28 protein-coding genes, 1 tRNA gene and 1 pseudogene are annotated in these 23,768 nt (G+C 52.3%); 22 read left to right on the forward strand and 8 right to left on the reverse strand.

Annotation, left to right across the window (positions count from 1 at the left end; translation table 11 throughout):
* Nucleotides 1–85: 85 nt before the first annotated feature.
* On the reverse strand, nt 86–1,066 hold the full coding sequence (ygfZ, locus tag ACOT0L_RS01615) for a tRNA-modifying protein YgfZ (RefSeq protein WP_022649306.1): 981 nt from the start codon (nt 1,064–1,066) through the stop codon (nt 86–88).
* Between the two features lie 294 nt (nt 1,067–1,360).
* Here ygfZ and sdhE point away from each other — a divergent pair, with 294 nt between their 5' ends.
* Both sdhE and ACOT0L_RS01625 read left to right on the forward strand, forming a co-directional pair.
* Complete coding sequence (gene sdhE, locus ACOT0L_RS01620) at nt 1,361–1,627, forward strand: FAD assembly factor SdhE (RefSeq protein ID WP_003863437.1); 267 nt, start codon at nt 1,361–1,363, stop codon at nt 1,625–1,627.
* Nucleotides 1,608–2,018 (forward strand): protein YgfX, encoded by a 411-nt coding sequence (locus ACOT0L_RS01625; RefSeq protein ID WP_022649305.1) that lies wholly within the window; start codon nt 1,608–1,610, stop codon nt 2,016–2,018. Before sdhE ends, ACOT0L_RS01625 begins: the two co-directional genes overlap by 20 nt.
* 1 nt (nt 2,019) lies before the next feature.
* Here ACOT0L_RS01625 and fldB read toward each other — a convergent pair whose 3' ends face one another.
* Nucleotides 2,020–2,541, reverse strand: a complete 522-nt coding sequence (gene fldB / locus ACOT0L_RS01630) for a flavodoxin FldB (protein ID WP_015571793.1) — start codon at nt 2,539–2,541, stop codon at nt 2,020–2,022.
* A 101-nt stretch (nt 2,542–2,642) separates the two neighbouring features.
* On the opposite strand from fldB, the gene xerD reads away from it, so the two are divergent.
* From xerD to lysS, 5 genes are all read left to right on the forward strand, one after another.
* A complete protein-coding gene (gene xerD / locus ACOT0L_RS01635) occupies nt 2,643–3,539 on the forward strand; it encodes a site-specific tyrosine recombinase XerD (protein WP_003863442.1) in 897 nt (298 codons plus the stop codon).
* 28 nt (nt 3,540–3,567) lie between these two features.
* On the forward strand, nt 3,568–4,281 hold the full coding sequence (gene dsbC, locus ACOT0L_RS01640) for a bifunctional protein-disulfide isomerase/oxidoreductase DsbC (RefSeq protein ID WP_022649304.1): 714 nt from the start codon (nt 3,568–3,570) through the stop codon (nt 4,279–4,281).
* Nucleotides 4,282–4,286: 5 nt separating this feature from the next.
* A complete protein-coding gene (recJ, locus tag ACOT0L_RS01645) occupies nt 4,287–6,020 on the forward strand; it encodes a single-stranded-DNA-specific exonuclease RecJ (RefSeq protein WP_022649303.1) in 1,734 nt (577 codons plus the stop codon).
* A gap of 90 nt (nt 6,021–6,110) precedes the next feature.
* Nucleotides 6,111–7,209, forward strand: a protein-coding gene (gene prfB, locus ACOT0L_RS01650; protein WP_096147815.1) for a peptide chain release factor 2 whose coding sequence is annotated in 2 segments (ribosomal slippage) — nt 6,111–6,185 and nt 6,187–7,209 — 1,098 coding nt in all. Because the reading frame shifts where the segments join, the coding sequence is not laid out codon by codon here.
* Nucleotides 7,210–7,218: 9 nt separating this feature from the next.
* Nucleotides 7,219–8,736: a lysine--tRNA ligase gene (gene lysS, locus ACOT0L_RS01655; protein WP_022649302.1), complete on the forward strand. Its 1,518-nt coding sequence runs from the start codon at nt 7,219–7,221 to the stop codon at nt 8,734–8,736.
* Between the two features lie 48 nt (nt 8,737–8,784).
* On the opposite strand, the gene idi is transcribed toward lysS, so the two are convergent.
* Nucleotides 8,785–9,327 (reverse strand): isopentenyl-diphosphate Delta-isomerase, encoded by a 543-nt coding sequence (gene idi, locus ACOT0L_RS01660; RefSeq protein WP_126502676.1) that lies wholly within the window; start codon nt 9,325–9,327, stop codon nt 8,785–8,787.
* A 163-nt stretch (nt 9,328–9,490) separates the two neighbouring features.
* On the opposite strand from idi, the gene actS reads away from it, so the two are divergent.
* From actS to ACOT0L_RS01675, 3 genes are all read left to right on the forward strand, one after another.
* On the forward strand, nt 9,491–10,231 hold the full coding sequence (actS, locus tag ACOT0L_RS01665) for an amidase activator ActS (RefSeq protein ID WP_038416673.1): 741 nt from the start codon (nt 9,491–9,493) through the stop codon (nt 10,229–10,231).
* A gap of 80 nt (nt 10,232–10,311) precedes the next feature.
* A tRNA-Gly gene (locus ACOT0L_RS01670) sits at nt 10,312–10,385 on the forward strand.
* 596 nt (nt 10,386–10,981) lie between these two features.
* The gene (locus ACOT0L_RS01675; protein ID WP_126502677.1) at nt 10,982–11,296 is read left to right on the forward strand and encodes a hypothetical protein; all 315 of its coding nucleotides are present in this window, start codon (nt 10,982–10,984) and stop codon (nt 11,294–11,296) included.
* On the opposite strand, the gene ACOT0L_RS01680 is transcribed toward ACOT0L_RS01675, so the two are convergent.
* Nucleotides 11,293–12,099: a DUF4225 domain-containing protein gene (locus ACOT0L_RS01680; RefSeq protein WP_126502678.1), complete on the reverse strand. Its 807-nt coding sequence runs from the start codon at nt 12,097–12,099 to the stop codon at nt 11,293–11,295. The two genes, ACOT0L_RS01675 and ACOT0L_RS01680, sit on opposite strands and share 4 nt — an antisense overlap.
* Before the next feature lie 240 nt (nt 12,100–12,339).
* Between ACOT0L_RS01680 and ACOT0L_RS01685 the strand changes: the two genes are divergently transcribed.
* The 4 genes and pseudogenes from ACOT0L_RS01685 (at nt 12,340) to ACOT0L_RS01700 (ending at nt 14,284) form a co-directional block, all read left to right on the forward strand.
* Entirely contained in the window at nt 12,340–12,756 is a 417-nt protein-coding gene (locus tag ACOT0L_RS01685; RefSeq protein WP_226863006.1) for a recombinase family protein, read from the forward strand.
* 518 nt (nt 12,757–13,274) lie between these two features.
* Nucleotides 13,275–13,589, forward strand: coding sequence for a hypothetical protein (locus ACOT0L_RS01690; RefSeq protein ID WP_126502679.1), 315 nt, complete (start codon nt 13,275–13,277; stop codon nt 13,587–13,589).
* Nucleotides 13,590–13,758: 169 nt separating this feature from the next.
* Nucleotides 13,759–13,989 (forward strand): annotated as a pseudogene (locus ACOT0L_RS01695) (hypothetical protein); the annotation flags it as partial.
* Nucleotides 13,928–14,284 carry a putative T6SS immunity periplasmic lipoprotein gene (locus tag ACOT0L_RS01700; RefSeq protein ID WP_058676773.1) on the forward strand — a complete coding sequence of 119 codons (357 nt, stop codon included), beginning with the start codon at nt 13,928–13,930 and terminating at the stop codon, nt 14,282–14,284. The pseudogene ACOT0L_RS01695 and the gene ACOT0L_RS01700, both read left to right, overlap by 62 nt.
* Nucleotides 14,285–14,305: 21 nt before the next feature.
* Here the strand turns inward: ACOT0L_RS01700 and ACOT0L_RS01705 are convergent, their stop codons facing one another.
* Nucleotides 14,306–14,950: a LysE family translocator gene (locus ACOT0L_RS01705; RefSeq protein ID WP_023298536.1), complete on the reverse strand. Its 645-nt coding sequence runs from the start codon at nt 14,948–14,950 to the stop codon at nt 14,306–14,308.
* A 186-nt stretch (nt 14,951–15,136) separates the two neighbouring features.
* Between ACOT0L_RS01705 and ACOT0L_RS01710 the strand changes: the two genes are divergently transcribed.
* From ACOT0L_RS01710 to ACOT0L_RS01725, 4 genes are all read left to right on the forward strand, one after another.
* Nucleotides 15,137–15,280 carry a hypothetical protein gene (locus ACOT0L_RS01710; RefSeq protein WP_023298535.1) on the forward strand — a complete coding sequence of 48 codons (144 nt, stop codon included), beginning with the start codon at nt 15,137–15,139 and terminating at the stop codon, nt 15,278–15,280.
* A 212-nt stretch (nt 15,281–15,492) separates the two neighbouring features.
* Nucleotides 15,493–16,668 carry an OmpP1/FadL family transporter gene (locus ACOT0L_RS01715; RefSeq protein ID WP_048965625.1) on the forward strand — a complete coding sequence of 392 codons (1,176 nt, stop codon included), beginning with the start codon at nt 15,493–15,495 and terminating at the stop codon, nt 16,666–16,668.
* Between the two features lie 63 nt (nt 16,669–16,731).
* Complete coding sequence (locus tag ACOT0L_RS01720; RefSeq protein ID WP_022649277.1) at nt 16,732–17,361, forward strand: winged helix-turn-helix transcriptional regulator; 630 nt, start codon at nt 16,732–16,734, stop codon at nt 17,359–17,361.
* Nucleotides 17,362–17,461: 100 nt separating this feature from the next.
* Nucleotides 17,462–18,073, forward strand: coding sequence for an outer membrane beta-barrel protein (locus tag ACOT0L_RS01725; RefSeq protein WP_022649276.1), 612 nt, complete (start codon nt 17,462–17,464; stop codon nt 18,071–18,073).
* Nucleotides 18,074–18,131: 58 nt separating this feature from the next.
* Here ACOT0L_RS01725 and ACOT0L_RS01730 read toward each other — a convergent pair whose 3' ends face one another.
* Nucleotides 18,132–18,530: a hypothetical protein gene (locus ACOT0L_RS01730; RefSeq protein ID WP_022649275.1), complete on the reverse strand. Its 399-nt coding sequence runs from the start codon at nt 18,528–18,530 to the stop codon at nt 18,132–18,134.
* A gap of 171 nt (nt 18,531–18,701) precedes the next feature.
* On the opposite strand from ACOT0L_RS01730, the gene ACOT0L_RS01735 reads away from it, so the two are divergent.
* Nucleotides 18,702–20,684: an alkyl/aryl-sulfatase gene (locus ACOT0L_RS01735; protein WP_063150155.1), complete on the forward strand. Its 1,983-nt coding sequence runs from the start codon at nt 18,702–18,704 to the stop codon at nt 20,682–20,684.
* A gap of 102 nt (nt 20,685–20,786) precedes the next feature.
* Here ACOT0L_RS01735 and ACOT0L_RS01740 read toward each other — a convergent pair whose 3' ends face one another.
* Both ACOT0L_RS01740 and ACOT0L_RS01745 read right to left on the reverse strand, forming a co-directional pair.
* The gene (locus ACOT0L_RS01740; protein ID WP_022649272.1) at nt 20,787–21,671 is read right to left on the reverse strand and encodes an SDR family oxidoreductase; all 885 of its coding nucleotides are present in this window, start codon (nt 21,669–21,671) and stop codon (nt 20,787–20,789) included.
* Between the two features lie 61 nt (nt 21,672–21,732).
* On the reverse strand, nt 21,733–22,122 hold the full coding sequence (locus ACOT0L_RS01745; protein WP_022649271.1) for a YdeI family stress tolerance OB fold protein: 390 nt from the start codon (nt 22,120–22,122) through the stop codon (nt 21,733–21,735).
* 139 nt (nt 22,123–22,261) lie between these two features.
* Here ACOT0L_RS01745 and ACOT0L_RS01750 point away from each other — a divergent pair, with 139 nt between their 5' ends.
* From ACOT0L_RS01750 to ACOT0L_RS01760, 3 genes are read left to right on the forward strand one after another with little or no spacing between them, the layout of a single operon-like run.
* Nucleotides 22,262–22,765, forward strand: coding sequence for a hypothetical protein (locus ACOT0L_RS01750; protein ID WP_023298530.1), 504 nt, complete (start codon nt 22,262–22,264; stop codon nt 22,763–22,765).
* 9 nt (nt 22,766–22,774) lie between these two features.
* Nucleotides 22,775–23,221, forward strand: coding sequence for a DUF421 domain-containing protein (locus ACOT0L_RS01755; protein ID WP_022649269.1), 447 nt, complete (start codon nt 22,775–22,777; stop codon nt 23,219–23,221).
* Nucleotides 23,222–23,236: 15 nt separating this feature from the next.
* The gene (locus tag ACOT0L_RS01760; protein ID WP_022649268.1) at nt 23,237–23,755 is read left to right on the forward strand and encodes a 2-oxo-tetronate isomerase; all 519 of its coding nucleotides are present in this window, start codon (nt 23,237–23,239) and stop codon (nt 23,753–23,755) included.
* Nucleotides 23,756–23,768: the final 13 nt, after the last annotated feature.

The raw sequence follows: 23,768 nt of genomic DNA on the forward strand, positions 1-23,768 counted from the left end.
CAACGTTATCGCTTTTGCTTTCAAATTACTGGGGATCCCTCAGCCCACAGGGAGAGGGAGAATATCAACACCGGGCGATACAGCATCAATCTTCCAGTGAATACGGCAGCGGCTCAATGCTGAGCGTGTTTGCATCGTCCCGCACGCGGAACACGCTGTCGGGCTCCATATCATTATTCATGACAACCTGCACCAGCAGGCGGCCATCATCGAGCTGGACGGCGGCTAACACGGTGCCGGTACGGCGCCAGTTTTCGCCCATCTTCATCTCGAGATCTTCACCCGCTTCCGGCACACGGCTGGCGTGACCAGCCAGCGTCCACAGGGCGCGTTTGTTCGCGCCGCGGAATTTCGCACGCGCCACCATTTCCTGTCCGGTGTAGCAGCCCTTCTTAAAGCTGATACCACCCAGCGCCTGGATGTTTGTCGCCTGCGGGATAAACTGCGCGCTGTTTGCCGCGTCAATAACCGGCAGGCCCGCTTCGATGTTCAGCGCCAGCCACTGCTGGCTGTTGTTGAGCTGTGCTTCACCGCGCAGGGCGTCAGTGACGCGTTCCGCCGTTGCTTCGTCGGTTACCAGCAGGAAGCGCTCCGCCGGGTGTTCGAACCACAGAATGGAGGTCGCTCCCTCGCTGACCAGCTGTTTTTCAGCATCCGGTAGCTCGGCAAACAGGTTTTTCAGCGCTGCACGCGCCTGGAAACCCGCTACCCCCAGCAGAACGTGTTCATCGTCCGGGGCGATGGTGACTTTAGAAAAGACCGCGTATTTTTTCAGCTCTTTAAGCTGGGCGTCACGCAGGCTGCGGCGCTCAATAAAGGCGAATCCGTCCTGACGGCGGAACAGACGCAGGTTGCTCCACATTTTGCCTTTTGGATCGCAATGCGCGGCCAGCAGATGCTGGTGCTCAGTCAACTGCGCCACGTCCGCCGTGACCTGGCCTTGCAGGTATTTTTCGCTGTCCGCACCGGTCAGTGTCGCCAGTGCCCAGTCATCAAGAGTAATCAGCGTCAGCGGCAGACGCGCAGAGGCGGCGGGCTGGCGAGGAGAAAATGGTGTAAATGCCATAGTGATGTCCTGAATTGCTTAACGCTTTGATAATACCTAATGGTAAAAGAGACTGTATTCAATGCAAGCGCTTTCAGCAGGCCATTCGTGCCATTACGCGGTTATGCGTGGCGCTACGCAAAATAGTGTAATCCGCTGTCTTTATAAGGATTATTCAGGAAGCCTGCTCGAGGTTCGCAATATTCCAGTAAAGAAACGGTCAAAAACACGTTACACTAGCAGGTGTTCCCGAAGAGCAATAATGAATACCGAACGGGATACCGACTGTGCCAAACGTAATGCAGGAAACAGAACATGGATATTAACAACAAGGCCCGTATTCACTGGGCGTGCCGTCGCGGCATGCGTGAACTTGATATCTCCATCATGCCTTTCTTCGAGTATGAGTACGACAGCTTAAGCGATGACGATAAGCGCCTGTTTGTCCGTCTGCTTGAGTCCGACGATCCGGATTTATTCAACTGGCTGATGAATCACGGCAAGCCCGCCGACACCGAGTTGCAACGGATGGTGCAATTAATTCAAACACGGAATCAGGAACGTGGTCCTGTGGCAATCTGATCTTCGCGTCTCGTGGCGCTCACAGTGGATGTCCTTACTGCTCCACGGTCTGGTCGCGGCAATGGTGTTATTGGTGCCGTGGCCGCTAAGCTATACCCCTCTGTGGCTGCTTTTGCTGTCGTTTGTAGTGTTTGACAGCGTGCGCAGCCAGCGTCGAATCAACGCCCGTCAAGGTGAAATTAAGCTGCTGATGGATTCTCGCCTGCGCTGGCAGGGAAAAGAGTGGGAAATGATAGGGACGCCGTGGATGCTCAACACCGGGATGATGCTACGGCTGCGTCGGGTCGAGGACAATCGTCGCCAGCACCTGTGGCTGGCAGCAGACAGTATGGATCCTGCGGAGTGGCGAGATCTGCGCCGGTTGATCGTGCAACAGCCGACGCAGGAGTAAATCAGCTGAACTGCTCGGCCATCTCACCCAGAATCTGCTCGCACCAGCTCTGGAGGCGCTCGTCGCTAAGATCGTACTGGTTGGTTTCATCCAGCGCGAGCCCGACAAACAGCTGACCGTCGGCAATAATCGGTTTTTGACTGGTGAACTCATAGCCTTCCGTGGGCCAGTAGCCGATAAAGGTCGCGCCCTTTGGCGCCAGTTTGTCGTGCAGCATGCCGAGTGCGTCAAGGAACCACTCCCCGTAGCCCAACTGGTCGCCCATGCCGTACATCGCAATGATTTTGCCTTCAAAATTGACTGAATCGAGCTGATCCCAGATCGCTTCCCAGTCTTCCTGAATCTCACCAAAGTCCCAGGTAGGGATACCCAGAATCAGCACATCGTACTGCTCCATCAAGGCAACCGCGTCATCTTTCAGGTTATGCAACGTCACCAGTTCCGGGCCAATAATGTCGCGAATTTTCTCCGCCGCCATTTCGGTGTAGCAGGTGCTGGAACCATAGAACAGACCAATATTCATCGCGTAACTATCTCAATTCTTGCTATGACTTTGCGCGTAGTGTACCAGAAACCGATGGCAATCAGGCATAATGGCCAGATTGCAGAACCATAGGGGTTGATGTGGAAAAGGATCTCGCACTCATCGAACAGTTTCTCGACGCGCTGTGGCTGGAGAAAAACCTCGCTGAAAATACGCTTAGCGCCTATCGTCGGGATCTCACTCTGCTGGTCGAGTGGCTGGCGCACCGGGGTCTGACGCTTGAAAGCGCACAAAGCGATGACCTGCAAGGGTTACTGGCTGAGCGGATGGAAGGGGGGTACAAAGCCACCAGCTCCGCACGTCTGCTGAGCGCCATGCGCCGCCTGTTCCAGCACCTTTACCGCGAGAAGATCCGCGCGGATGATCCCAGCGCACTGCTGGCATCGCCTAAACTGCCTCAGCGGCTGCCAAAAGATCTCAGCGAAGCGCAAGTTGAGAGATTATTACAGTCGCCCGCAGTTGACCTTCCGCTGGAGTTACGCGATAAAGCCATGCTTGAACTATTGTATGCCACGGGCTTGCGCGTTTCTGAGCTGGTGGGCCTGACGATGAGCGATATCAGCCTGCGTCAGGGCGTGGTGCGCGTTATCGGTAAAGGGAACAAAGAACGGCTGGTGCCGCTGGGTGAAGAGGCGGTCTACTGGCTGGAGACGTATCTGGAACACGGGCGTCCGTGGCTGCTGAACGGCGTCTCCATAGATGTATTATTCCCGAGCCAGCGCGCGCAGCAGATGACGCGACAAACGTTCTGGCATCGCATTAAACATTACGCCACACTGGCGGGTATTGACAGTGAGAAGCTGTCGCCGCACGTTTTGCGTCACGCCTTCGCGACGCATCTGTTAAACCACGGCGCGGATTTACGCGTGGTGCAGATGTTGCTTGGACACAGCGATCTTTCAACGACGCAAATATACACCCATGTCGCGACGGAACGCCTGCGGCAGCTACACCAACAGCACCACCCTCGCGCGTGAGTGCCGACGAATTGTTACAGGATCATATATGAAAAAGTCTTTAGCGCTGTTCACCCTGCTGGCAGCTTCGGTTTCCGGTTTTGCCCATGCGGATGATGCCGCCATTAAACAGTCTCTGACGAAACTCGGCGTCGCCAGCAGCGAGATCCAACCAGCGCCGGTGGCTGGCATGAAAACGGTGCTGACCAACAGCGGCGTGCTGTACGTGACCGAAGACGGAAAGCACATCATTCAGGGGCCAATGTACGACGTGAGCGGTGCGCAGCCGGTGAACGTCACCAACCAGCTACTGATGAAAAACCTGAATGCGCTCGAAAAAGAGATGATTGTCTACAAAGCGGCGCAGGAAAAGCACGTCATTACCGTCTTCACCGACATCACCTGCGGCTACTGCCACAAGCTGCATGAAGAGATGAAAGACTACAACGCGCTGGGCATTACCGTGCGTTACCTGGCCTTCCCACGCGCTGGCGTGCAGAGTCAGCCTGAGCAGGATATGAAAGCGATCTGGTGTGCGAAAGACCGCAACAAGGCCTTTGATGATGCGATGAACGGTAAAGGCGTGAAGCCCGCCTCCTGCGATATCGACATCGCTAACCACTACGCGCTGGGCGTACAGTTTGGCGTGAGCGGTACGCCAGCCATTGTACTGAGCAACGGCTATGTGGTGCCGGGCTACCAGGGTCCAAAAGAGATGAAAGCGTTCCTCGACGAACACCAGAAACAGACGGGTGGTAAATAATTCGCGTGAAAGCCCCGATAAAACTGCGCCGCCGCGATGCGGTTGAAACCGCGGATTTACCAGATACGCTTCCGCTGCTTTTAAAGCGGCTGTACGCCAGCCGTGGCGTGCGTACGGCAAGCGATCTTGAGCGCAGCGTCAAAGGCATGCTGCCCTGGCAAGCGCTGAGTGGCATCGAAAAAGCGACTGAAATGCTCTACGACGCGTTCCGTGACGGGACGCGGATTGTCGTGGTGGGCGATTTCGATGCCGACGGCGCAACCAGTACCGCGCTGAGCGTACTCAGCCTGCGTGCGCTGGGCTGCGATAACGTGGCTTACCTGGTGCCGAACCGGTTTGAAGACGGCTACGGCCTCAGCCCGGAAGTGGTCGATCAGGCCCATGCCCGTGGTGCACAGATGATCATGACCGTGGATAACGGGATCTCTTCTCATGCGGGGGTCGATCATGCCCATGCGCTGGGGATCCCGGTACTGGTCACCGATCACCACCTGCCAGGAGAAACCCTGCCAGACGCCGAAGCCATCATTAACCCGAACCTGCGCGACTGCGATTTCCCGTCGAAATCGCTGGCCGGAGTAGGGGTGGCGTTTTATCTGATGCTGGCGTTACGCACGTTGCTGCGTGATAAGGGCTGGTTCGAATCGCGCGGGATTGCCGTGCCGAATCTTGCGGAGTATCTCGATCTGGTGGCGCTGGGAACCGTGGCGGACGTGGTGCCGCTCGATACCAATAACCGTATTCTCACCTGGCAGGGCTTGAGCCGCATTCGGGCGGGCAAATGCCGTCCGGGGATCAAGGCGCTGCTGGAAATCGCCAACCGCGATCCGCTGAAGCTTGCGGCAAGCGATTTAGGCTTTGCCCTCGGCCCGCGCCTGAACGCGGCGGGGCGGCTGGACGATATGTCGGTTGGCGTCGCGCTGCTCCTGTGCGACAACATCGGCGAAGCGCGCGTGCTGGCCAGTGAGCTGGACGCACTCAACCAGACCCGTAAAGAGATTGAGCAGGGGATGCAGGCCGAAGCGCTGACCCTGTGCGAAAAGCTGGAGCGCAGCGGCGATAACCTGCCGGGTGGGCTGGCGATGTATCACCCCGAATGGCACCAGGGCGTGGTGGGCATTCTGGCGTCGCGCATTAAAGAGCGTTTCCACCGCCCGGTGATCGCGTTCGCCCCCGCCGGGGACGGCACGCTGAAAGGCTCCGGTCGTTCCATTCAGGGGCTGCATATGCGCGATGCGCTGGAGCGTCTCGACACGCTTCATCCGAACCTGATGATTAAGTTCGGCGGTCACGCGATGGCGGCAGGCCTGTCGCTGGAAGAGGCGAAGTTCGACGAGTTCCAGCGTCTGTTTGGCGAACTGGTCACCGAGTGGATCGATCCGTCTCTGTTGCAGGGTGAAGTGGTTTCTGACGGCGAGCTTTCTCCGGCTGAAATGACCATGGAGGTGGCGCAGATGCTGCGCGATGCCGGCCCGTGGGGGCAGATGTTCCCGGAGCCGCTTTTCGACGGACGTTTTCGTTTGCTGCAACAGCGCATCGTGGGCGAACGCCATCTCAAAGTGATGGTGGAACCGGTCGGCGGCGGGCCGCTGCTCGACGGCATCGCCTTTAACGTTGATACCTCCATCTGGCCGGACAACGGCGTGCGCGAGGTTGAGCTGGCCTATAAGCTGGATATTAACGAGTTCCGCGGTAACCGCACCCTTCAGATCATCATCGACAATATCTGGCCAATTTAGCGTCAGTAATCTCTATAAAAAAGGGCGTGGATTCGGTACAATCCCGCTCTTATCACCGCATTTTGACAAGCTCATAAAAGAAAACAGACCATGTTTGAAATTAATCCGGTAAAAAACCGCATTCAGGACCTCACGGAGCGCTCTGACGTTCTTAGGGGGTATCTTTGACTACGATGCCAAGAAAGAGCGTCTCGAAGAAGTAAACGCCGAGCTGGAACAGCCGGACGTCTGGAACGAACCTGAACGCGCGCAGGCGCTGGGTAAAGAACGTTCCTCCCTCGAAGCCATCGTAGATACGCTGGATCAAATGGCGCAGGGTCTGGAAGATGTTTCTGGGCTGCTGGAGCTGGCTGTCGAAGCCGACGACGAAGAAACCTTTAACGAAGCCGTGGCAGAACTCGACGTGCTGGAAGAGAAGCTGGCGCAGCTGGAATTCCGTCGCATGTTCTCCGGCGAATACGACAGCGCTGACTGCTATCTCGATATTCAGGCAGGCTCTGGCGGTACCGAAGCGCAGGACTGGGCCAGCATGCTGATGCGTATGTATCTGCGCTGGGCAGAAGCGCGCGGTTTCAAAACCGAGATTATCGAAGAGTCCGAAGGTGAAGTGGCGGGTATCAAGTCCGTCACCATTAAGATTATTGGCGATTACGCCTACGGCTGGCTGCGTACTGAAACCGGCGTTCACCGCCTGGTGCGTAAGAGCCCGTTCGATTCCGGTGGCCGTCGCCACACCTCCTTCAGCTCCGCGTTTGTCTACCCGGAAGTGGATGAGGATATCGATATCGACATCAACCCGGCTGACCTGCGCATCGACGTGTACCGCGCATCCGGCGCGGGCGGTCAGCACGTTAACCGTACGGAATCTGCGGTGCGTATTACCCACATTCCAACCGGGCTGGTAACACAGTGCCAGAACGATCGTTCCCAGCATAAGAACAAAGACCAGGCCATGAAGCAGATGAAAGCGAAGCTTTATGAGCTGGAGATGCAGAAGAAAAATGCTGAGAAGCAGGCGATGGAAGACAACAAGTCCGACATCGGCTGGGGCAGCCAGATCCGTTCTTACGTCCTTGATGACTCCCGCATCAAAGACCTGCGTACCGGGGTTGAAACCCGTAACACGCAGGCGGTGCTGGACGGCAGCCTGGATCAATTTATCGAAGCAAGTTTGAAAGCAGGGTTATGAGGAACCAACATGTCTGAACAACAATCACAGGGCGCTGACGCGGTAGTCGATCTTAACAACGAACTGAAAACCCGCCGCGAGAAGCTGGCAGCGCTGCGCGAGCAGGGCGTGCCGTTCCCGAACGATTTTCGTCGTGACCACACCTCAGACCAACTGCACGCAGACTTCGACGGTAAAGAGAACGAAGAGCTTGAAGCGCTGAACGTTGAAGTGTCCGTGGCGGGCCGCATGATGACCCGTCGTATCATGGGTAAAGCCTCCTTCGTGACCTTACAGGACGTTGGCGGCCGCATTCAGCTGTATGTCTCTCGTGACGACCTGCCGGAAGGCATCTATAACGAGCAGTTCAAGAAGTGGGACCTGGGCGACATCCTGGGCGCTAAAGGTAAACTGTTCAAAACCAAGACCGGTGAACTGTCTATCCACTGCACCGAGCTGCGTCTGCTGACCAAAGCCCTGCGCCCGCTGCCGGACAAGTTCCACGGTTTGCAGGATCAGGAAGCGCGCTATCGTCAGCGCTACCTGGATCTCATCTCTAATGATGAATCCCGTAAGACCTTCAAAATTCGCTCCCAGATCATGGCCGGTATTCGCCAGTTCATGGTTAACCGCGACTTTATGGAAGTAGAAACCCCGATGATGCAGGTGATCCCAGGCGGTGCCTCTGCCCGTCCGTTCATCACCCATCACAACGCCCTGGACCTGGACATGTACCTGCGTATCGCGCCGGAACTGTATCTGAAGCGTCTGGTGGTAGGTGGTTTCGACCGCGTGTTCGAGATCAACCGTAACTTCCGTAACGAAGGCATCTCCGTACGTCATAACCCAGAGTTCACCATGATGGAACTTTATATGGCGTATGCGGATTACAAAGATCTGATCGAGCTGACCGAATCCCTGTTCCGTACCCTGGCGCAGGATATTCTGGGCACCACGCAGGTCCCTTACGGTGAAGAAGTGTTCGACTTCGGCAAGCCGTTCGAAAAACTGACCATGCGCGAAGCGATCAAGAAATACCGTCCGGAAACCAATATGGCGGATCTGGATAACTTCGACTCTGCGAAAGCGATCGCTGAAAGCATCGGTATTAAGGTTGAGAAGAGCTGGGGTCTGGGCCGTATCGTGACCGAGATCTTCGAAGAAGTGGCCGAAGCGCACCTGATTCAGCCGACCTTCATCACCGAATACCCGGCGGAAGTGTCTCCGCTGGCGCGTCGTAATGACGAGAACCCGGAAATCACTGACCGCTTCGAATTCTTCATCGGTGGCCGCGAAATCGGTAACGGCTTTAGCGAGCTGAACGATGCAGAAGATCAGGCGCAGCGTTTCCAGGATCAGGTTAACGCGAAAGCGGCAGGCGACGATGAAGCGATGTTCTTCGACGAAGACTACGTAACCGCGCTGGAACACGGCCTGCCGCCGACGGCTGGCCTGGGTATTGGTATCGACCGTATGGTGATGCTGTTCACCAACAGCCACACCATCCGCGACGTGATCCTGTTCCCGGCGATGCGTCCGGTGAAATAAGCCGTTAAGACGTAAAAAAAGCCCCGTGCGTTTATCGCCGGGGCTTTTTTATTGCGCCGCAAAAGCGCTGAGTTTTTCGCGCGCAGTGTTCGCTTCCTGCACCATCCACGGACTAAATGCCCACGGAGTGGCGTCCAGCGCGCGGAAGATCGCGTCCAGCTCCACCCATTGATACTCCATCACTTCGTCGCTATTGATTGCGAGGGTATTCGTTACGCGGGCGGCATAGACCGGGCAGATCTCGTTTTCAACGATCCCTGAAGGGTCGGCTTCACGGTAGCGGAACGCCGGGGCAACGGGAGTGATGTCTATGATTTCGGCGCCGACTTCAAAGCGGCAGCGGCGGATAATCGCCTGCTCTGTCGCTTCGTCGGCCTGTGGATGTCCGCAAACGGAGTTGGTCCACACGCCGGGCCAGGCTTTTTTACTTAAGGCGCGCCGGGTAATCAGACATTCTCCGTTAGCGTTAAACAGCCATGAAGAGAAGGCCAGGTGAAGCGGGGTGTGTGACGTGTGCGCGGCGTACTTCTCCTGAGTGCCAATCACCTTTCCCTGGTCATTTACCAAAATAACGTGTTCTTGAATACTCATTGATGCTCCAGTGCCATAATGCTTAATGGTTCAGCACCATCAGCGGAATTATTATACTGCATTCTTATGCAAACGGTTTGGCCCACAGAGCGGAAAAGGGCATGACCCGCATCAGTTTGGGCTGCTATCATAGTGCGCCATTCACGCTGACCGAGGAGCTGTTTTGTTTGCAGGAAGCCTGACGAGAAACCCGATCATTGCCGTTTTCTGCCTGACGCTGACGCTACTTGTAGCAGGATGCTCGGGGAGTAAATCTTCGGATATGGGCAGTTATTCCGGTGCCGTCTATACCGTTAAGCGCGGGGACACGCTCTACCGCATCTCACGTGCCACGGGGACCAGCGTGAAGGAGCTGGCGCGCCTGAATAATATCTCTCCACCGTATACCATTGAGATAGGGCAAAAGCTCAAGGTTAACGGCGGTTCCTCCTCAGGGAAAAAGTCCTCAACGCGTAAAACAGCCAAAGTGACGCCATCCTATCAGGTGCCTAAATCATCCTGGCCGCCGGTCGGTCAGCGCTGCTGGATCTGGCCTGCAAGCGGAAAAGTGGTTGCGCCGTACTCGCTCTCGGAAGGGGGCAATAAAGGTATTGATATCGCTGCCGCACGCGGCACGCCGGTTTACGCTTCAGGGGCCGGAAAGGTGGTCTATGTCGGTAACCAGCTTCGTGGATACGGTAACCTGATCATGATTAAGCATGGTGAGGACTACATTACGGCATATGCGCATAACGACACGATGTTGGTGAATAATGGCCAGAACGTGAAGGCGGGGCAGAAGATTGCGACCATGGGCAGTACCGGGACGGATACGGTGAAGCTGCATTTCCAGATCCGCTATAAGGCCACGGCCATCGATCCGCAGCGTTATCTTCCGGCGCAGGGCAGTAAACCGAAGTGCTAAGTGATTATTTAATCGCCACTTAGTGGGGTAAAGGCTTGTATGAAGAGGCGTAAGGTCTATAATGCCTTACGCACCTCAAAGCGGGCGTAGTTCAATGGTAGAACGAGAGCTTCCCAAGCTCTATACGAGGGTTCGATTCCCTTCGCCCGCTCCAGTCTCCTCATAAATCAAGAAGTTATATTTCATCAGTTAGTTACGTTGCTCTGCTTTAGCAGGTACAACTAAAACTACCCACTGTTCTATACCCGTACCTGTCGCGTGATAGGTCTGTGGTACAAGGGAACATATCCTCACGCTGGCGGTGGTTCCAGGTTCTTACCGCGATAGTACAACAACGAACAAAAAGCCGCATACCTGGCATAACTCCCGAACAGATTGAACACACGCATTTAAGCCCGATGTGTGGCCCTATGAGCCACGTAAACAGGTGAATAGTGGTAATGCCCCGGTAGCTACAGATCCGGCTCTGCCAGCGCTTTGCTCACGCTCCGAAAGGTACACGAGCACCCTGATAAGGTGTGATCCCCCTGACAATCTGATTTGGTCACTGGTGACTTTCGCAAAGCGAAACCAACTAGGTTGGCCTGTTGCAGTCGCTATGCTCCGCTTGTTGCTTCTACCACTAACGGGGCTTTATGGCTTCTATTGTCTGAAAGCTGATACATTGCACAAACATCATGTGGATTACTGTAAAGTTCATCACTATGATTATGTGTGCCATTGCCAGTTAAGAAATGCGGAGAGGACAATATGGATGTTACTGATGAGGCTTTGTTGAGTTCTGGCTTTACACCATCGGATTTGAAGAAGATAAAGAACAACGTTGAAAGCTATGGTGGAACGTTGGGGAATGCAATCAGGGACCTGGCTAGGCGATTTATTCTTGCCGTGTGGGTTGTATCCGGTTGCCTTGCTGTATTCATTTTTCTTGTGATGTTCGCATCTGAGCAGAGTGTTTTCTCTGGTGCTATTGGCCTTTCTTGTGGCGCAGTGGTTGCAATTTTTATACAACCGCCTGTACTTGCTTATAAATCTTGGCGATTCTGTAGAGCGAACAAATCTTAATTAGTACTGTTATCAGTAGCCAGAAGATCAAAAATGACTTTCGCTTTGACACCATATCCAGCGATTTTCATCGTTAGCTTAGGCTTGCTCATTGTGTCAACTTTTCGGTAGTAATCACGCGGCAGCCAACGGAATAATCGCCAAGCTCCGGGTTTACTTGCTAAGCCGAAGATACTATAGACACTCGCCCCTAGAGTCACCGTATTATAAAAAGCTAATCCACTTTTTGGGCTAAACCCCATAAATTGCGCGGTCTCCATTGCGCCATCAGCAAAAATTCCTTCCGATTTGGATTGTTCACCATAGCGAAGATGGCTTGCTTCTTTTGTTATACCGTTAATACCATCAACAAATAAAACTGCTCCTGCAAGAACTCCAACAGGGGTCATAGTGGACATCATAACCATCCCACCAAATAATGCTGCTCCAGATACCACTATATGGATTGCCGAAATCACGTATCCCACGATTTTATTGTTTTCCCTGACAAACTCGACCTTTGCATAAAGTTGGGCGGCTCTGGTTCTTAACAGGCGTTCTTGTTCTTGCAGATTATCTGTTTCGGCACGCAGATTTTTGATGCATGCAATGCATTCTGCATCGGTTTTGGCCCGTCGTGCAGTTTCAAATTCTTTCTCTACGACCTGCCTTATCTCTTCGACAAACTTGATACGTGTTATCCCATCTTGCAAATAGAATGCTGATAGCCGATTTGCAGTTTCGACGAGTTTCCGGGCTTCCAGATTTACCATGGTATCTGACCATGTTCTGTTCCAGCCCCTGTTAAGCAACGCAATATCCATTAAAGACTCCTTTCCAAAATGTGTCTGATCATTTTACGTGCAATAAGGTCGAAGACAACAGGAAATACTTACACAACCCGCCCCCGTAGGTGTCCCGTCTCTTTATCCTCCCAGTTTACATCCTCCTGCTTAAAATATCCCCGGCTCTATTATAGATCCGCTGAGTGGATCGATTAGCTGCCTAATAATTTCACTGGATCTGCATGAAATATCCTGGTGTTATCACTGCGTTACACTACTTTGCTTGCGTTGCAATTTGCCTCGCTTTATTACAACAGGCGAAACGCTGTCTTCCTGTGCCTTTGCCGTAACACTGCTGACTTGCTGGCAACGGTTGAGCGGTTAACAGAACGGGGTGTAGTTGTTCAGTTCCACAAAGAGGATTTTAAGACCGGGAAGAACTCTCCAGCAGGTAATATGATGCTGACCGTACTGGCAGCAGTCGCACAGATGGAACGTGAAACGATGCTGGAGCGCCAGCGTGAAGGTTACGAAGCAGCAAAAGCCGCAGGCAGGATCACCGGACGGGGCAAAGGTCGCTCTATTGATCGTGAAGCCATTAAAGCAGAACTCGCAGCAGGTAAAACCATTCGTGCGATCGCAGAAAGCCACAACGTCAGCACCAGAACAGTCATGAACATTAAGGCCGAAGCCTGAACAATTCTAAAACATCCCCACTTTGACCTCGCTCCGGCGGGGTTTTTTATTGCCTGAAATCCACACCAGCGCGAGCACCACCACCAATAGCTCCGTATGCTCCACCAGAAACTCTACAGCTCGTCATCCCCCTCACAATTGTAAACTGACAGACCCATATCACAGCGTCCCGCTGATAGGCTCTCACAGGCCCAGAAATGGAGGGTTTTTCGTTGTCAAAAATTCCGACATAAACCACTAAAGGAAGGTAAGTGGCTTTCCTCTGTCAGAGGGTAGGGAGGTTTTAGCAAAGTTTGTACATGAATCAATACTAAGTGTTAATCAATACAAAGTACTTCTGACTTTCGCAAAGCGAAACCAACCATTGTCGTAATGTCCTTGCATCACCCAGATAGTAAGAAAGGGGAGATGGAATCTGCCGAAAAGTTTCGGCTGGATTGCTGTAAAGTTCATCATTATGATTGCTTGCATAATCAGCGATTGGAAAAACACTTTTGGGAGATAAGGGACGAGACGATATGAAAGTGACTGATGAGGCTTTGTTACGTTCAGGGTTTACGCAGCCCGAATTGCAGAAGATAAAAAGCAATAATGAAAAATATGGAGGAACGCCTGGAGAGGCCATAAATGACCTCGCTAGACGATTTGTTACCCTGGCGGGAGTGGTGGCTGTGTGTACCTTTACCCTACTGCTACTTTTCGTCTTCAGCTCACCTGATAGAGCAGCTGCATGGGGGCTGGCGATGATCTTTGGGGTTGCCATTATGTCCTTCGCACAGCCGCCGGTAATTTCCTATAAATCCTGGCGTTATCGAAAAAATACAAAGGATTAACGGGTTCCATTTTCTGCTGTTAACAGGTCGAAAATCACTTTTGCTTTAACGCCATAACCGACAATCTTCATTGTTAACTTAGGAGTGCTGATTGTGCTGACATTGCGATAATAATCGTGTGAAAGCCAGCGGAATAATCTCCAGGCTCCAGCTTTCGAGCAAGTCCTACTGGGCTGCTGAATATACCTACAGGCTGGATAAAGAAAAGCTCACTGATTACTCTCTTGAACAGCAAGCCTCTATTTTAGCTGATCACTGGTTACTGCTGGTTTATGGGATTAGTAAGTGGTCTTATTATCAAAGGCCTGGGCGCATGGGGATGTACAGGGGCGTTAAACATGAAGTACAAAATGTTGCTGGGTGTTGTGTTCATCTTAACGGGATGCTCTGGGCCTGGTGATCGAATGGTAGATCGTGAATCTTCAACGGCATTAATCAAAGATAATCAAGTTTGTGTCGTGTCACCACTGGAGCCACAGGAACGGATCACTGCTATCCAAATTAACAGTGATAATAGCGACTCTCTTCACAAGATTTTTGATGACAAGCCCTTGTATGTTCAAAAGGGCGGGTGTCTTCCTGTGTACGGATTTAAGTTTACACCTGGAGAGCGGTATAACTTCGCGTATGACGTCCAATCTGATAAATCAGGGTCACATTTAGTCACTGCTGTATTTTCTTATCCCAAAGAATAAGGGGCTGAACGCCCCATATTCTTAACGGCGTGTAAACGCCAACCTGAGCCCTAATCCAATGAATGTTACACCAACAATTCTATCCAGTATTTTCTGCAACCTTCTGTTTTGCGAAACGGTTCCGGCTGCACTACCTGCAAGTACGGCGAACGTTAAATCAGTCATAAAAGCGATCAATGCGTAGGTCATTCCCAGGAGTAGAAAAGAAGCTGTCTGGTGCTCGCTTCCAGGCGCAACGAATTGAGGGAAAAAGGAGATGAAGAATAACAGTACCTTCGGGTTGGTTAAGGTAGTTATGAAACCTTTAGTAAGTAGACTCGTCAGAGTCGCTTTTGCCTTAACGCGTTCAGCTTCGTTGTGATTCGTGGTTTGCTTTGTCAGCGTTCCCCAAATCATCTTACTACCGAGATACACCAGATAAGCCGCACCGAGAGACTTAATGATGGTGAACATCATCGGAGATGCTGTTATCAACGCGGTTAATCCCACAGCGCTTGCAATTGCATGTGTGCAACTACCTAATGCTACACCAGCGGCAGAGATAATTCCCGCGCGTCTTCCATTAACCACGCTTTGACCTACCACGTAGGCTATATCAGGCCCAGGTGTAACGGAAAGGAGAAATACAGATAGGGCGAAAAGCCCAAAATGAGTTATGTCCAGCATAGCCATCTCCAGAAAAAAATTATGTACCTCCATGCTAACACTGAATTTTTATGCGTAAAGGGTGATTTTATATGCTTTTAGTCTGCTTTTGCTAAACAACGAATCACTCATGGCATAACACGCTAAGTTGCACATTTCCTGTACCCTGGATACCCTGAGATTAATCCTAATAACTCAAGGGTGAGTATGGCTAGCGGGAAGAGAAAGAATCAAAAGGAATCGCCTGAAGAAGAGTTAGATCGCCTGCTGGATGAGCTTGAACTCACACCGGAGCAACGGGAGTTTATCGAATCCATGCGAGAGGATAAGAGCGATCCCAGTAGTGAGTAACGCTTGTCTTAAGCCGAACGAGTACAAACGGCATTGTAAGAAATTCCTCACCCGGTGCATGCAGAATCACGGTGCCTTTGTTCCGGCTGTCGCTGGAGTGTCATAAATATAATTACGCGCGCGCATAATTTAAAATTAAACCCTCTTTCTTTTTACGTAATCAATCGCCCCTGTTATATCTGTCGGCAAATTTTTTATTTCCCGGATCGCAGATGAAAACACGACTCCTCCTGTGCGCTGGCTTATTAGCTGCCTCCAGTGCCCATGCCAGCGCCCTCTATTTTTATGAAGCTGGCACCGAAGATACCGCGCTTGCCGGAGCAGGGCAGGCGGCTCGTGCGCAGGATGCCTCTACAATTATGACCAACCCGGCTGGCATGACGTCCTTACCGGATCATATGGTCACCGGTGGGTTACAGGTTATGGATGGCTCCATCGACAACCAGCTGGATAACGATGCCCATCAAAGCCCCGGCGATGTGATGAAAACCATCCCGAATGCCAGCGCCTTTTATAGCCAGAAGGTGACCGATAATCTTTATGCCGGGGTCGGGCTTTACGGTAATTACGGCCTGGGGATCGACTACGGCAGCTGGGCGGGCGACAGGCTGATTAAAAAGAGTACCATGGTAGCCATGACGCTCAGCCCCTCGCTGGCCTATAAGCTTAACGACCGTCTTTCGATTGGCGCGTCCGCCAACGTTAACTACGGTTACTTCTCGCTGACTCGCAGCGTTAACGATGATGACTACCGGCGACGCGATGAAGACCTGGCCATGAGCTATCGGCTTGGGCTGCTGATGCAGCTAACTGACCAGACCCGAGCCGGTATTACCTGGAACAGCGAAACGGACTACAGCTTCAATATTGACGGCAACGCGCGTCTACAGAACGGCACCTACGACCTGCCGGTGTCAGCACAAATCAGCGCGCCGCAGCAAATTATGCTCAGCCTTGTGCATGACATTAACCCGCAGTGGTCGGTTATGGGCGATCTCGGCTGGCAGGACTGGAGCCAGTTCGGCGCGCCGCAAATCGTCGTCGGGGACCAGCAGCTTAACAACGTCAGCCGCCTGAAGGACACGTGGCACGGTGCGGTGGGCGTGCAGTATCGTCCAACGCCTCAGTGGCGACTGAATGCCGGTGTGGCGTTCGACAGCTCGCCGTATGAAAGCCAGAGCGATGTGGCCTTAACCTTACCTACCGGCGATGAGTGGCGATTTGGTACGGGAGCCCAGTATCAGATCACCCCGGCCAGCAATATTGGTATTGCCGTGTCGTATCTTCATATGCAGTCGTCGCATGTGAAATCGCCGGTGGCGTTTGCCGGAAGTTACGACCATCCTTATCTTTGGTTTGCCAGCGTCAACTACAGCTACCAGTTTTGATCGGCTAACCGCTTAAAATATATGGTCTATAATGGCAGATACTGAATGTCAGAAGGTTGTACCATGCATATTTTACCGCCTGTTCGACCCGAAAAATCCATCGAACGACTGACCGCTATCCTTGAGCCGATAGCGGAGAAAGTGCACGTTGTTCCACGTAAGCGACTCACCTGGTTACGGAAGGGGAAACAGCAGATGTACCTCTTTCTGGAAGGGGAGCTGTCCCTGCTGCGGACATCGGATGGACTGGTGGTCGTGACCGTTTACGAGCCGCATTTGTTTGGTATTGCTGAGATGATCCAGCCTACGCAAGGCCATTTTCTCCGTGCGGAAAGGGAGTCGACCATTTTACGTCTCGATGCGGACAAGGCGGCCGAGTTATTCCGTGCCGAGGGCGTCTGGGAGGATGTCGCAGCGCTGCTCTCATACCATACGGCCTATTTGATATTCCGTGATGCGCAGGTACTCCAGCAGCGTACCTATTCCGTTATTCGTAACCACCTTCAGGAAATGATTTTGCTCCCGGAGGAGACGCGTTTGCGTACCACGATACTGGAATATATTCAGGATCGTACGCTGCTTTCTCGCAGTAGTATACTCAATGTATTATCCGCCCTTAAACAGGGAGAATATATCTCCTTTAAGCGCGGTGGGTATTTGCTTGAAGTCAGACACTTACCTGAATCATTCTAGGGGAAGTTTAAAATTAAACAGAAATGGAATTAACGAGGCTGTTAATTTTCTATATCGTTTGCTTTCTAAGGTTTATCTTTATTAAGTAAACGGTATATTTATGAAAAAGACAGTTCTCGCTTTGATTATGGTTAATGCGTTTACCGCCACTTCCGCGTTCGCCGCCGCTGATGCGGGCACCTGGTATGGCGGAGCGAAATTCGGCTGGTCACACTATTTTGATACCAATATGGGTTCAAAAGCGTTTGATAACAATAATTCCGACCACTTCGATTTTGACCATGATAATGTCGGTGGGGGTGTTTATACGGGTTACCAGATTACCCCATGGCTTGCGGTAGAAGGCGGTTATGATTATTTAGGCAACATGCAGATCAAGGGTCAGCATGGCGCAGGGGCGCAAATGAAGACGCAGGGTCTGCAAATGTCCCTGAAGGCCAGCTATGCCTTGACCAATGACTGGGATATCTACGGCCGTGCCGGTGCGATGGGCTATCGCGCTGAATCCGATGTAAGTGGTCACAATCGTTTTGAAACCGGTGTGCGCCCGCTTGCAGCTGTGGGTACTGAATACGCCTTCAATAAAAACTGGGCTGGCCGCCTGGAATATCAGTGGGTAAGCAATGTGGGTAATGCAAACCAGATCGGTGTGAGCAGCGACCTGAGTTCCGTCACCGCAGGGCTTAGCTATCGCTTTGGTCAGTACGACTGATGCATGTGATATGGCGATTAAGAAAAACCCGGCTGCTATGTTGCCGGGTTTTTTGTTGTCAGCTGGCGAATAACGGTTCAAGCATAATATGAATATTTTGCAGGCCCGTGACATTATTGTCTTTCAGGTATTGCTGATTAACCATATCTAACTGTTCCAGTTTGGTCAGCGAGGCGTAAACGCGTTGTACAGCGCTGTCCGCAACAAAAATTTCTTTTGCGGTAGTGTCCTGAAGATACTGTGATTTTACGCTGCGCGTTAAGTTATCGATCTGCTGTTTATTTTCCTGATAAAGAGACGCGATATGAGATATCTGTGCCTGCGGCGGTTTTTCCCCCGGTAATACCAGCGGAATTTGCAGATGATTAATCTTTTCAACGTTGTCTGGTGGTGGAGAGCTACATGCTGTTAATGTGCTCAGACTTAATATAGCGAAAAAGAACGGCAGGCTCTTCATCGAATCACTCCGGGGAAATAATTGGACTCAGCATTATCCCTGAAGGCCGCAGCGACGAAAGAATAAACTTATTTATTTATAAACGTTATTTCCATAGGTAAAAGAAAAGCCCGGTGATAGCCTCCTTTCCCCCCATGTACCGCCAGCGTGAATATGACGCCTCGAGGATGTATGAAATTTAAAACTCTCGTTAGTGCGATGGCCGTTGCTGGTCTGCTATTGGCCTCGTTGATCTCATTGCCTGTCCTGGCACAAAAGGAGGTGAAGGAAGCTACTGCCCATACGAAACACATGAATGATGCACTTTATGGTCAACTGCCCTTCTTTGATAAAACCGATTTCCGAAATGCGCATAAAGGCTTTATTGCCCCGCTGCCACCTGCGGTGATTAAAGGTGAAAAAGGCGCCGTTATCTGGAATCCCCAGAAATACGCTTTTATCAAAGAAGGGCAAAAAGCGCCGGATACCGTCAACCCGAGCCTGTGGCGTCAGGCGCAGCTGAATAATATCGGCGGTCTGTTTGAAGTCACGGAAGGCGTCTACCAGATCCGCAACCTCGATCTGTCGAATATGACAATCATAGAGGGCAAAGAGGGGATCACGGTTATCGATCCGCTGGTGTCTGCGGAAACGGCTAAAGCGGGCATGGATCTTTACGTTAAGCATCGCGGCAAACGTCCGGTTGTTGCCGTTATTTATACCCATAGCCACGTCGATCATTATGGCGGCGTGCGTGGCGTAATTGATGAAGCCGGGGTAATGTCCGGCAAAGTGAAAGTCTATGCGCCAGCCGGTTTTATGGAAGAGGCGGTATCGGAAAATATCATGGCCGGAAACGCCATGAGCCGCCGTGCCAGCTATATCCACGGAAACCTGCTGAAACCCGGTGTGAAGGGGCAGGTGGGGGCAGGTCTGGGGACTACCACCTCAGCCGGAACGGTCACGCTCATCGCGCCCACTCACTCTATTACCGAAGAGGAGCAGAAAGAGGTCATTGACGGTCTCACCTATGACTTTATGCTGACGCCGGAATCGGAAGCGCCGTCTGAAATGCTCTGGTATGTGGAAGAGAAAAAGCTGATCGAAGCAGCAGAGAACGTCACTCACACCCTGCACAATACCTACTCGCTGCGCGGGGCGAAAATACACGATCCGCTGGCATGGTCAAAGTACATCAATAACGCCATCGATCGTTGGGGTGATAAAGCGGAAATCATTATCGCTCAGCACCACTGGCCCACGTGGGGTAACAAAAAAGTGGTGAAGCTGATGAAAAGCCAGCGTGATATCTACCGCTATATCAACGACCAGACGCTCAGACTGGCGAATAAGGGGCTGACGAGGGATGAAATAGCCGCAAATTTCGCCCTGCCCTACGGGCTGGCTAAATCCTGGGCAGGCCGTGGCTATTACGGCTCGGTAAGCAACAACGTCAAAGCCACCTATGTCTACTATCTTGGCTGGTTCGACGGCAATCCGGCGACGCTCGATGAACTGCCTCCGGTCGAGGCGGCGAAAAAGTATGTCGATTACATGGGCGGAGCCCGCGCAATCCTTGAAAAAGCCCGTGTCGATTATGCCCGGGGGAATTATCGCTGGGTGGCTCAGGTGGTCAGTAAAGTCGTTTTTGCCGATCCGAATAATAAGGCGGCGCGCGAACTGGAAGCCGATGCGTTTGAACAGCTGGGATACCATGCGGAGTCAGGGCCGTGGCGTAACGCCTACCTCACCGGTGCGCAAGAGTTGCGTAACGGCGTGAAGATAAAGCCGACGCCCAAAACCGCCAGCCCGGATGCGGTCCGTGCCATGTCGACTGAGATGATTTTTGACTACTTCGGCGTTCATCTTAACGGCGTCAGAGCGGCGAATGCCAGAGGCGTTTTTAACGTTGATTTAGGCCGCGAGGGCGGCAGGTATAAGCTGGAGCTGGAGAATGGCGTGCTAAACCACAGTGCCAATATCCAGGCAGAAGATCCGGATGCAACCATTACGCTCAGCCGCGAAACGCTGAACAAAATCATCCTTAAGGAGACCACGCTGAAAAAGGCGCAACAGGCAGGAGAGGTGACGATCGTCGGCAACGCCGCGAAGGTAGACGAAATGCTGCGCTGCATGGAGAGCTTCAGTTTCTGGTTTCCTGTCGTCACCCCTTAAATGTAAAAAAGGCTGCTTTCGCAGCCTTTTAGCATTCGCCAGCAACAATTTGCCGGGTGGCGGCTTCGCCTTACCCGGCCTACACTCTGCGCTGCTTGAGCGCTAGATGACGCCGTCGCCGCCGTCTGAACACCAGACCTGCCCGGAGGTGTATGAACACTCATCCGAGGCCAGAGTGACATACAGCGGTGCGATCTCCACGGGCTGTCCCGGGCGTCCCAGAGGGGTACTCTCGCCAAAATGTTTCACTTTTTCCTGTGGCTGCCCACCGCTGGGCTGGAGCACGGTCCAGTAAGGTCCGGGCGCTACCGCGTTCACGCGGATCCCTTTCGGACCCAGCTGTTTCGCCAGCGCTTTGGTAAACACCGCGAGACAGGCTTTGGTCTGCGCATAGTCAAGCAGTACGGCGCTCGGTTTTACCGCCTGTACAGATGAGGTGTTAATGATGGAAGCGGGAGCTTTCATGTGGCGCAACGCCGCCTTTGTGATCCAGAAAGGCGCATAGACGTTGGTTTTAAAGGTCGCGTCAAAATCTTCCGTGGTCAGTTCTTCCAGCGTCTCACGGTACTGCTGGCGGCCTGCGTTATTCACCAGGATGTCCAGCCCGCCCAGTTTTCCGACGGCCTGTTCCACCAGGTTCTGACAAAAAGTTTCGTCCCGCACATCGCCCGGTAGCGCGACGGCATTCCGTCCTTCCGCTTTAATCAGGGCGATCACTTCCGCAGCGTCTTCTTCCTCTTCCGGCAAATAGTTAATGGCGACATCTGCCCCTTCGCGGGCATAGGCAATGGCTACCGCGCGTCCGATGCCGGAATCGCCCCCGGTAATTAGCGCCTTCTTACCGGTAAGCCGGCCATGCCCTTTGTAGCTTGTCTCGCCGTGATCGGGAACAGGGTCCATTTCAGAGGCCAGGCCCGGTGGCGTCTGGGGCTGCTCCGGGAAAGGTGGCGTTGGGTAAGCGTTCGTACGTTGTTCATTATCACTCATAGCTAACTCCTTGTTAGGGGTGAGATTTGATGGATAGTTACAGCGTTAACGCTTCGCTGAATTATTTTTGCAAGTGGCTGACCCGCACTACGGGTGGGGATGATTTTTTATCGAGCGAGCCGCTAATACTGATCATGTTGTCAGGTTCCACGGTTCTGTCGTCAAATACGGCTTTCGGGATAATAACGTCGATTTTCCCGGTTTTATCCTGGAATACGTATTTATCGCCGTTGCCATCAATAAGATTGCCGCGCAGTGAAATAGAGGCGCCATCATGCATCTCTTTCGCCTGAGTAATGGTCATAATGCGCGCATCATCGGTACCACGATAACCACTGTCCAGGGCGTGCGGCGGTGGCGGCGCTTCACCCTTTTGTAACCCGCCGTTATTATCTGCCCATGCGGAAGGGATAATTAATATTAACAAGGCTGAAATCACTGATAATTTCATCTGATATCCTTCATTTTGGATGTCTTGACTTATTAAGTATTGTTGCTATTCCTTTATGTGGCAAATGTGATAAGTCTTAAAAGCATTTGCGTAGAAAAATCAAAAATTTCGGCAATTAAGCGAAACGGTGACAAAAGCCATGGAACCAAAAAATGAAAAAGTGCCTGGGATAAAAGAGAGTTATCGTTTACTGACGTTTGAGTATGCATTTCGTCAGGTGGGTTTTATTGTTCTGTTAGGTATTATCGTGGCCGCGTTAGCCGGCCTGTTTTCCAGCGGTGCGGTTAGCGACGTGGAGAAAACAAACGAAGCAAAATCCCTGAACCTGAGCTATGAGCGCTTCGGCCGCCGCCAGACCGAATCGCGGATGACGCTGACGTTTCCGGTGACGTCTGAGGGTAAATATATTCTCAGCCTGACCAGCGAAAGCAGCGACGTATATGAGCCAGGCAGCGTCTGGCCGCAGCCGGACAGCATGTATAGCCGGGGGAATACCCTGTTTCTCGTTTACGACAATCTGAAACAGAGCGATAAGTTCACCGTCCTGCTGTTCATCACGCCGACAAAAGCAGGGAAATGGACAAACAGCATCCGCGTAAACAACGGGCCAGATATCCGCTTCTGGCAGTTTATTTACCCCTAGGAGTCGAATATGGACATGGTTTTTCGTGCCCTGGCAATATACCTGTTTCTGGTGATCGTGTTTAAAGTCGCCGGACGGCGCGCCCTGCTGCAAATGACCAGCTTTGACCTTATTTTGCTCTTAATTATCAGTGAGGCGACACAGCAGGCGCTACTGGGCGAAGATTTTTCCGTCACCGGTGCGATGATTACAATAACAACACTGGTGGTGGTGGATATTATTTTTGGCCTGATTAAAAAATATTCTTCTTCTGTTGAGAATGTTCTTGATGGCACCCCGGTGATATTGGTAGAGAATGGTATTCCCATTGCGGATAAACTGAAAAAAGTCGATGTATCCTGCGATGATATATTGGTTTCAGCACGCCAGAACCACGGCATAACGGAATTAAAGGATATTAAGTACGCGATCCTTGAGCGTAACGGCCATATTTCAATTATTCCTGAAGAAAATTAACTAAGGGGCACATCCATGAGCAACCTTATTCACGATAATAATACGACCATCAGCGAGCTGACGAAAAAGCTTGCCACGACGCTCACAGAAAGAGGACTGCGTCTAACCACGGCGGAGTCCTGCACCGGCGGTAATCTCGCGGTTGCGCTTTGCGCTGAAGAGAACACGGCGGAATTTTATGACGTTGGCATGGTGGTGTTCAGCGATGCGGCGAAGGAGAGGATCCTCGGCGTGCGGCACGAAACGATTGAGCGCTTCACCGCTGTCAGTGAACAAACGGTTACTGAGATGGCCGCTAAAATTCGCGATATTGCCGAGGCGGATATTGGTGTTGCCATCAGCGGCTATGCGGGACCGGAAGGCGGAGACGATGGCACGGCAGCCGGTACGGTCTGCTTCGGCTGGAATATTCGCGGACAGACGGAAACCCGCACCGTGCTGTTTTCCGGTGAATGTCAGGATGTGGTGGAAAAAGCGGTGCGTTATTCGCTGTCTGAACTGATCGAAATACTCTCCGGATGGGATAACGTCTGAGACAAGGGGAAAG

It is taken from the genome of Enterobacter cloacae complex sp. XAL002 (assembly GCF_049236805.1).
Taxonomy (GTDB): domain Bacteria; phylum Pseudomonadota; class Gammaproteobacteria; order Enterobacterales; family Enterobacteriaceae; genus Enterobacter; species Enterobacter intestinihominis.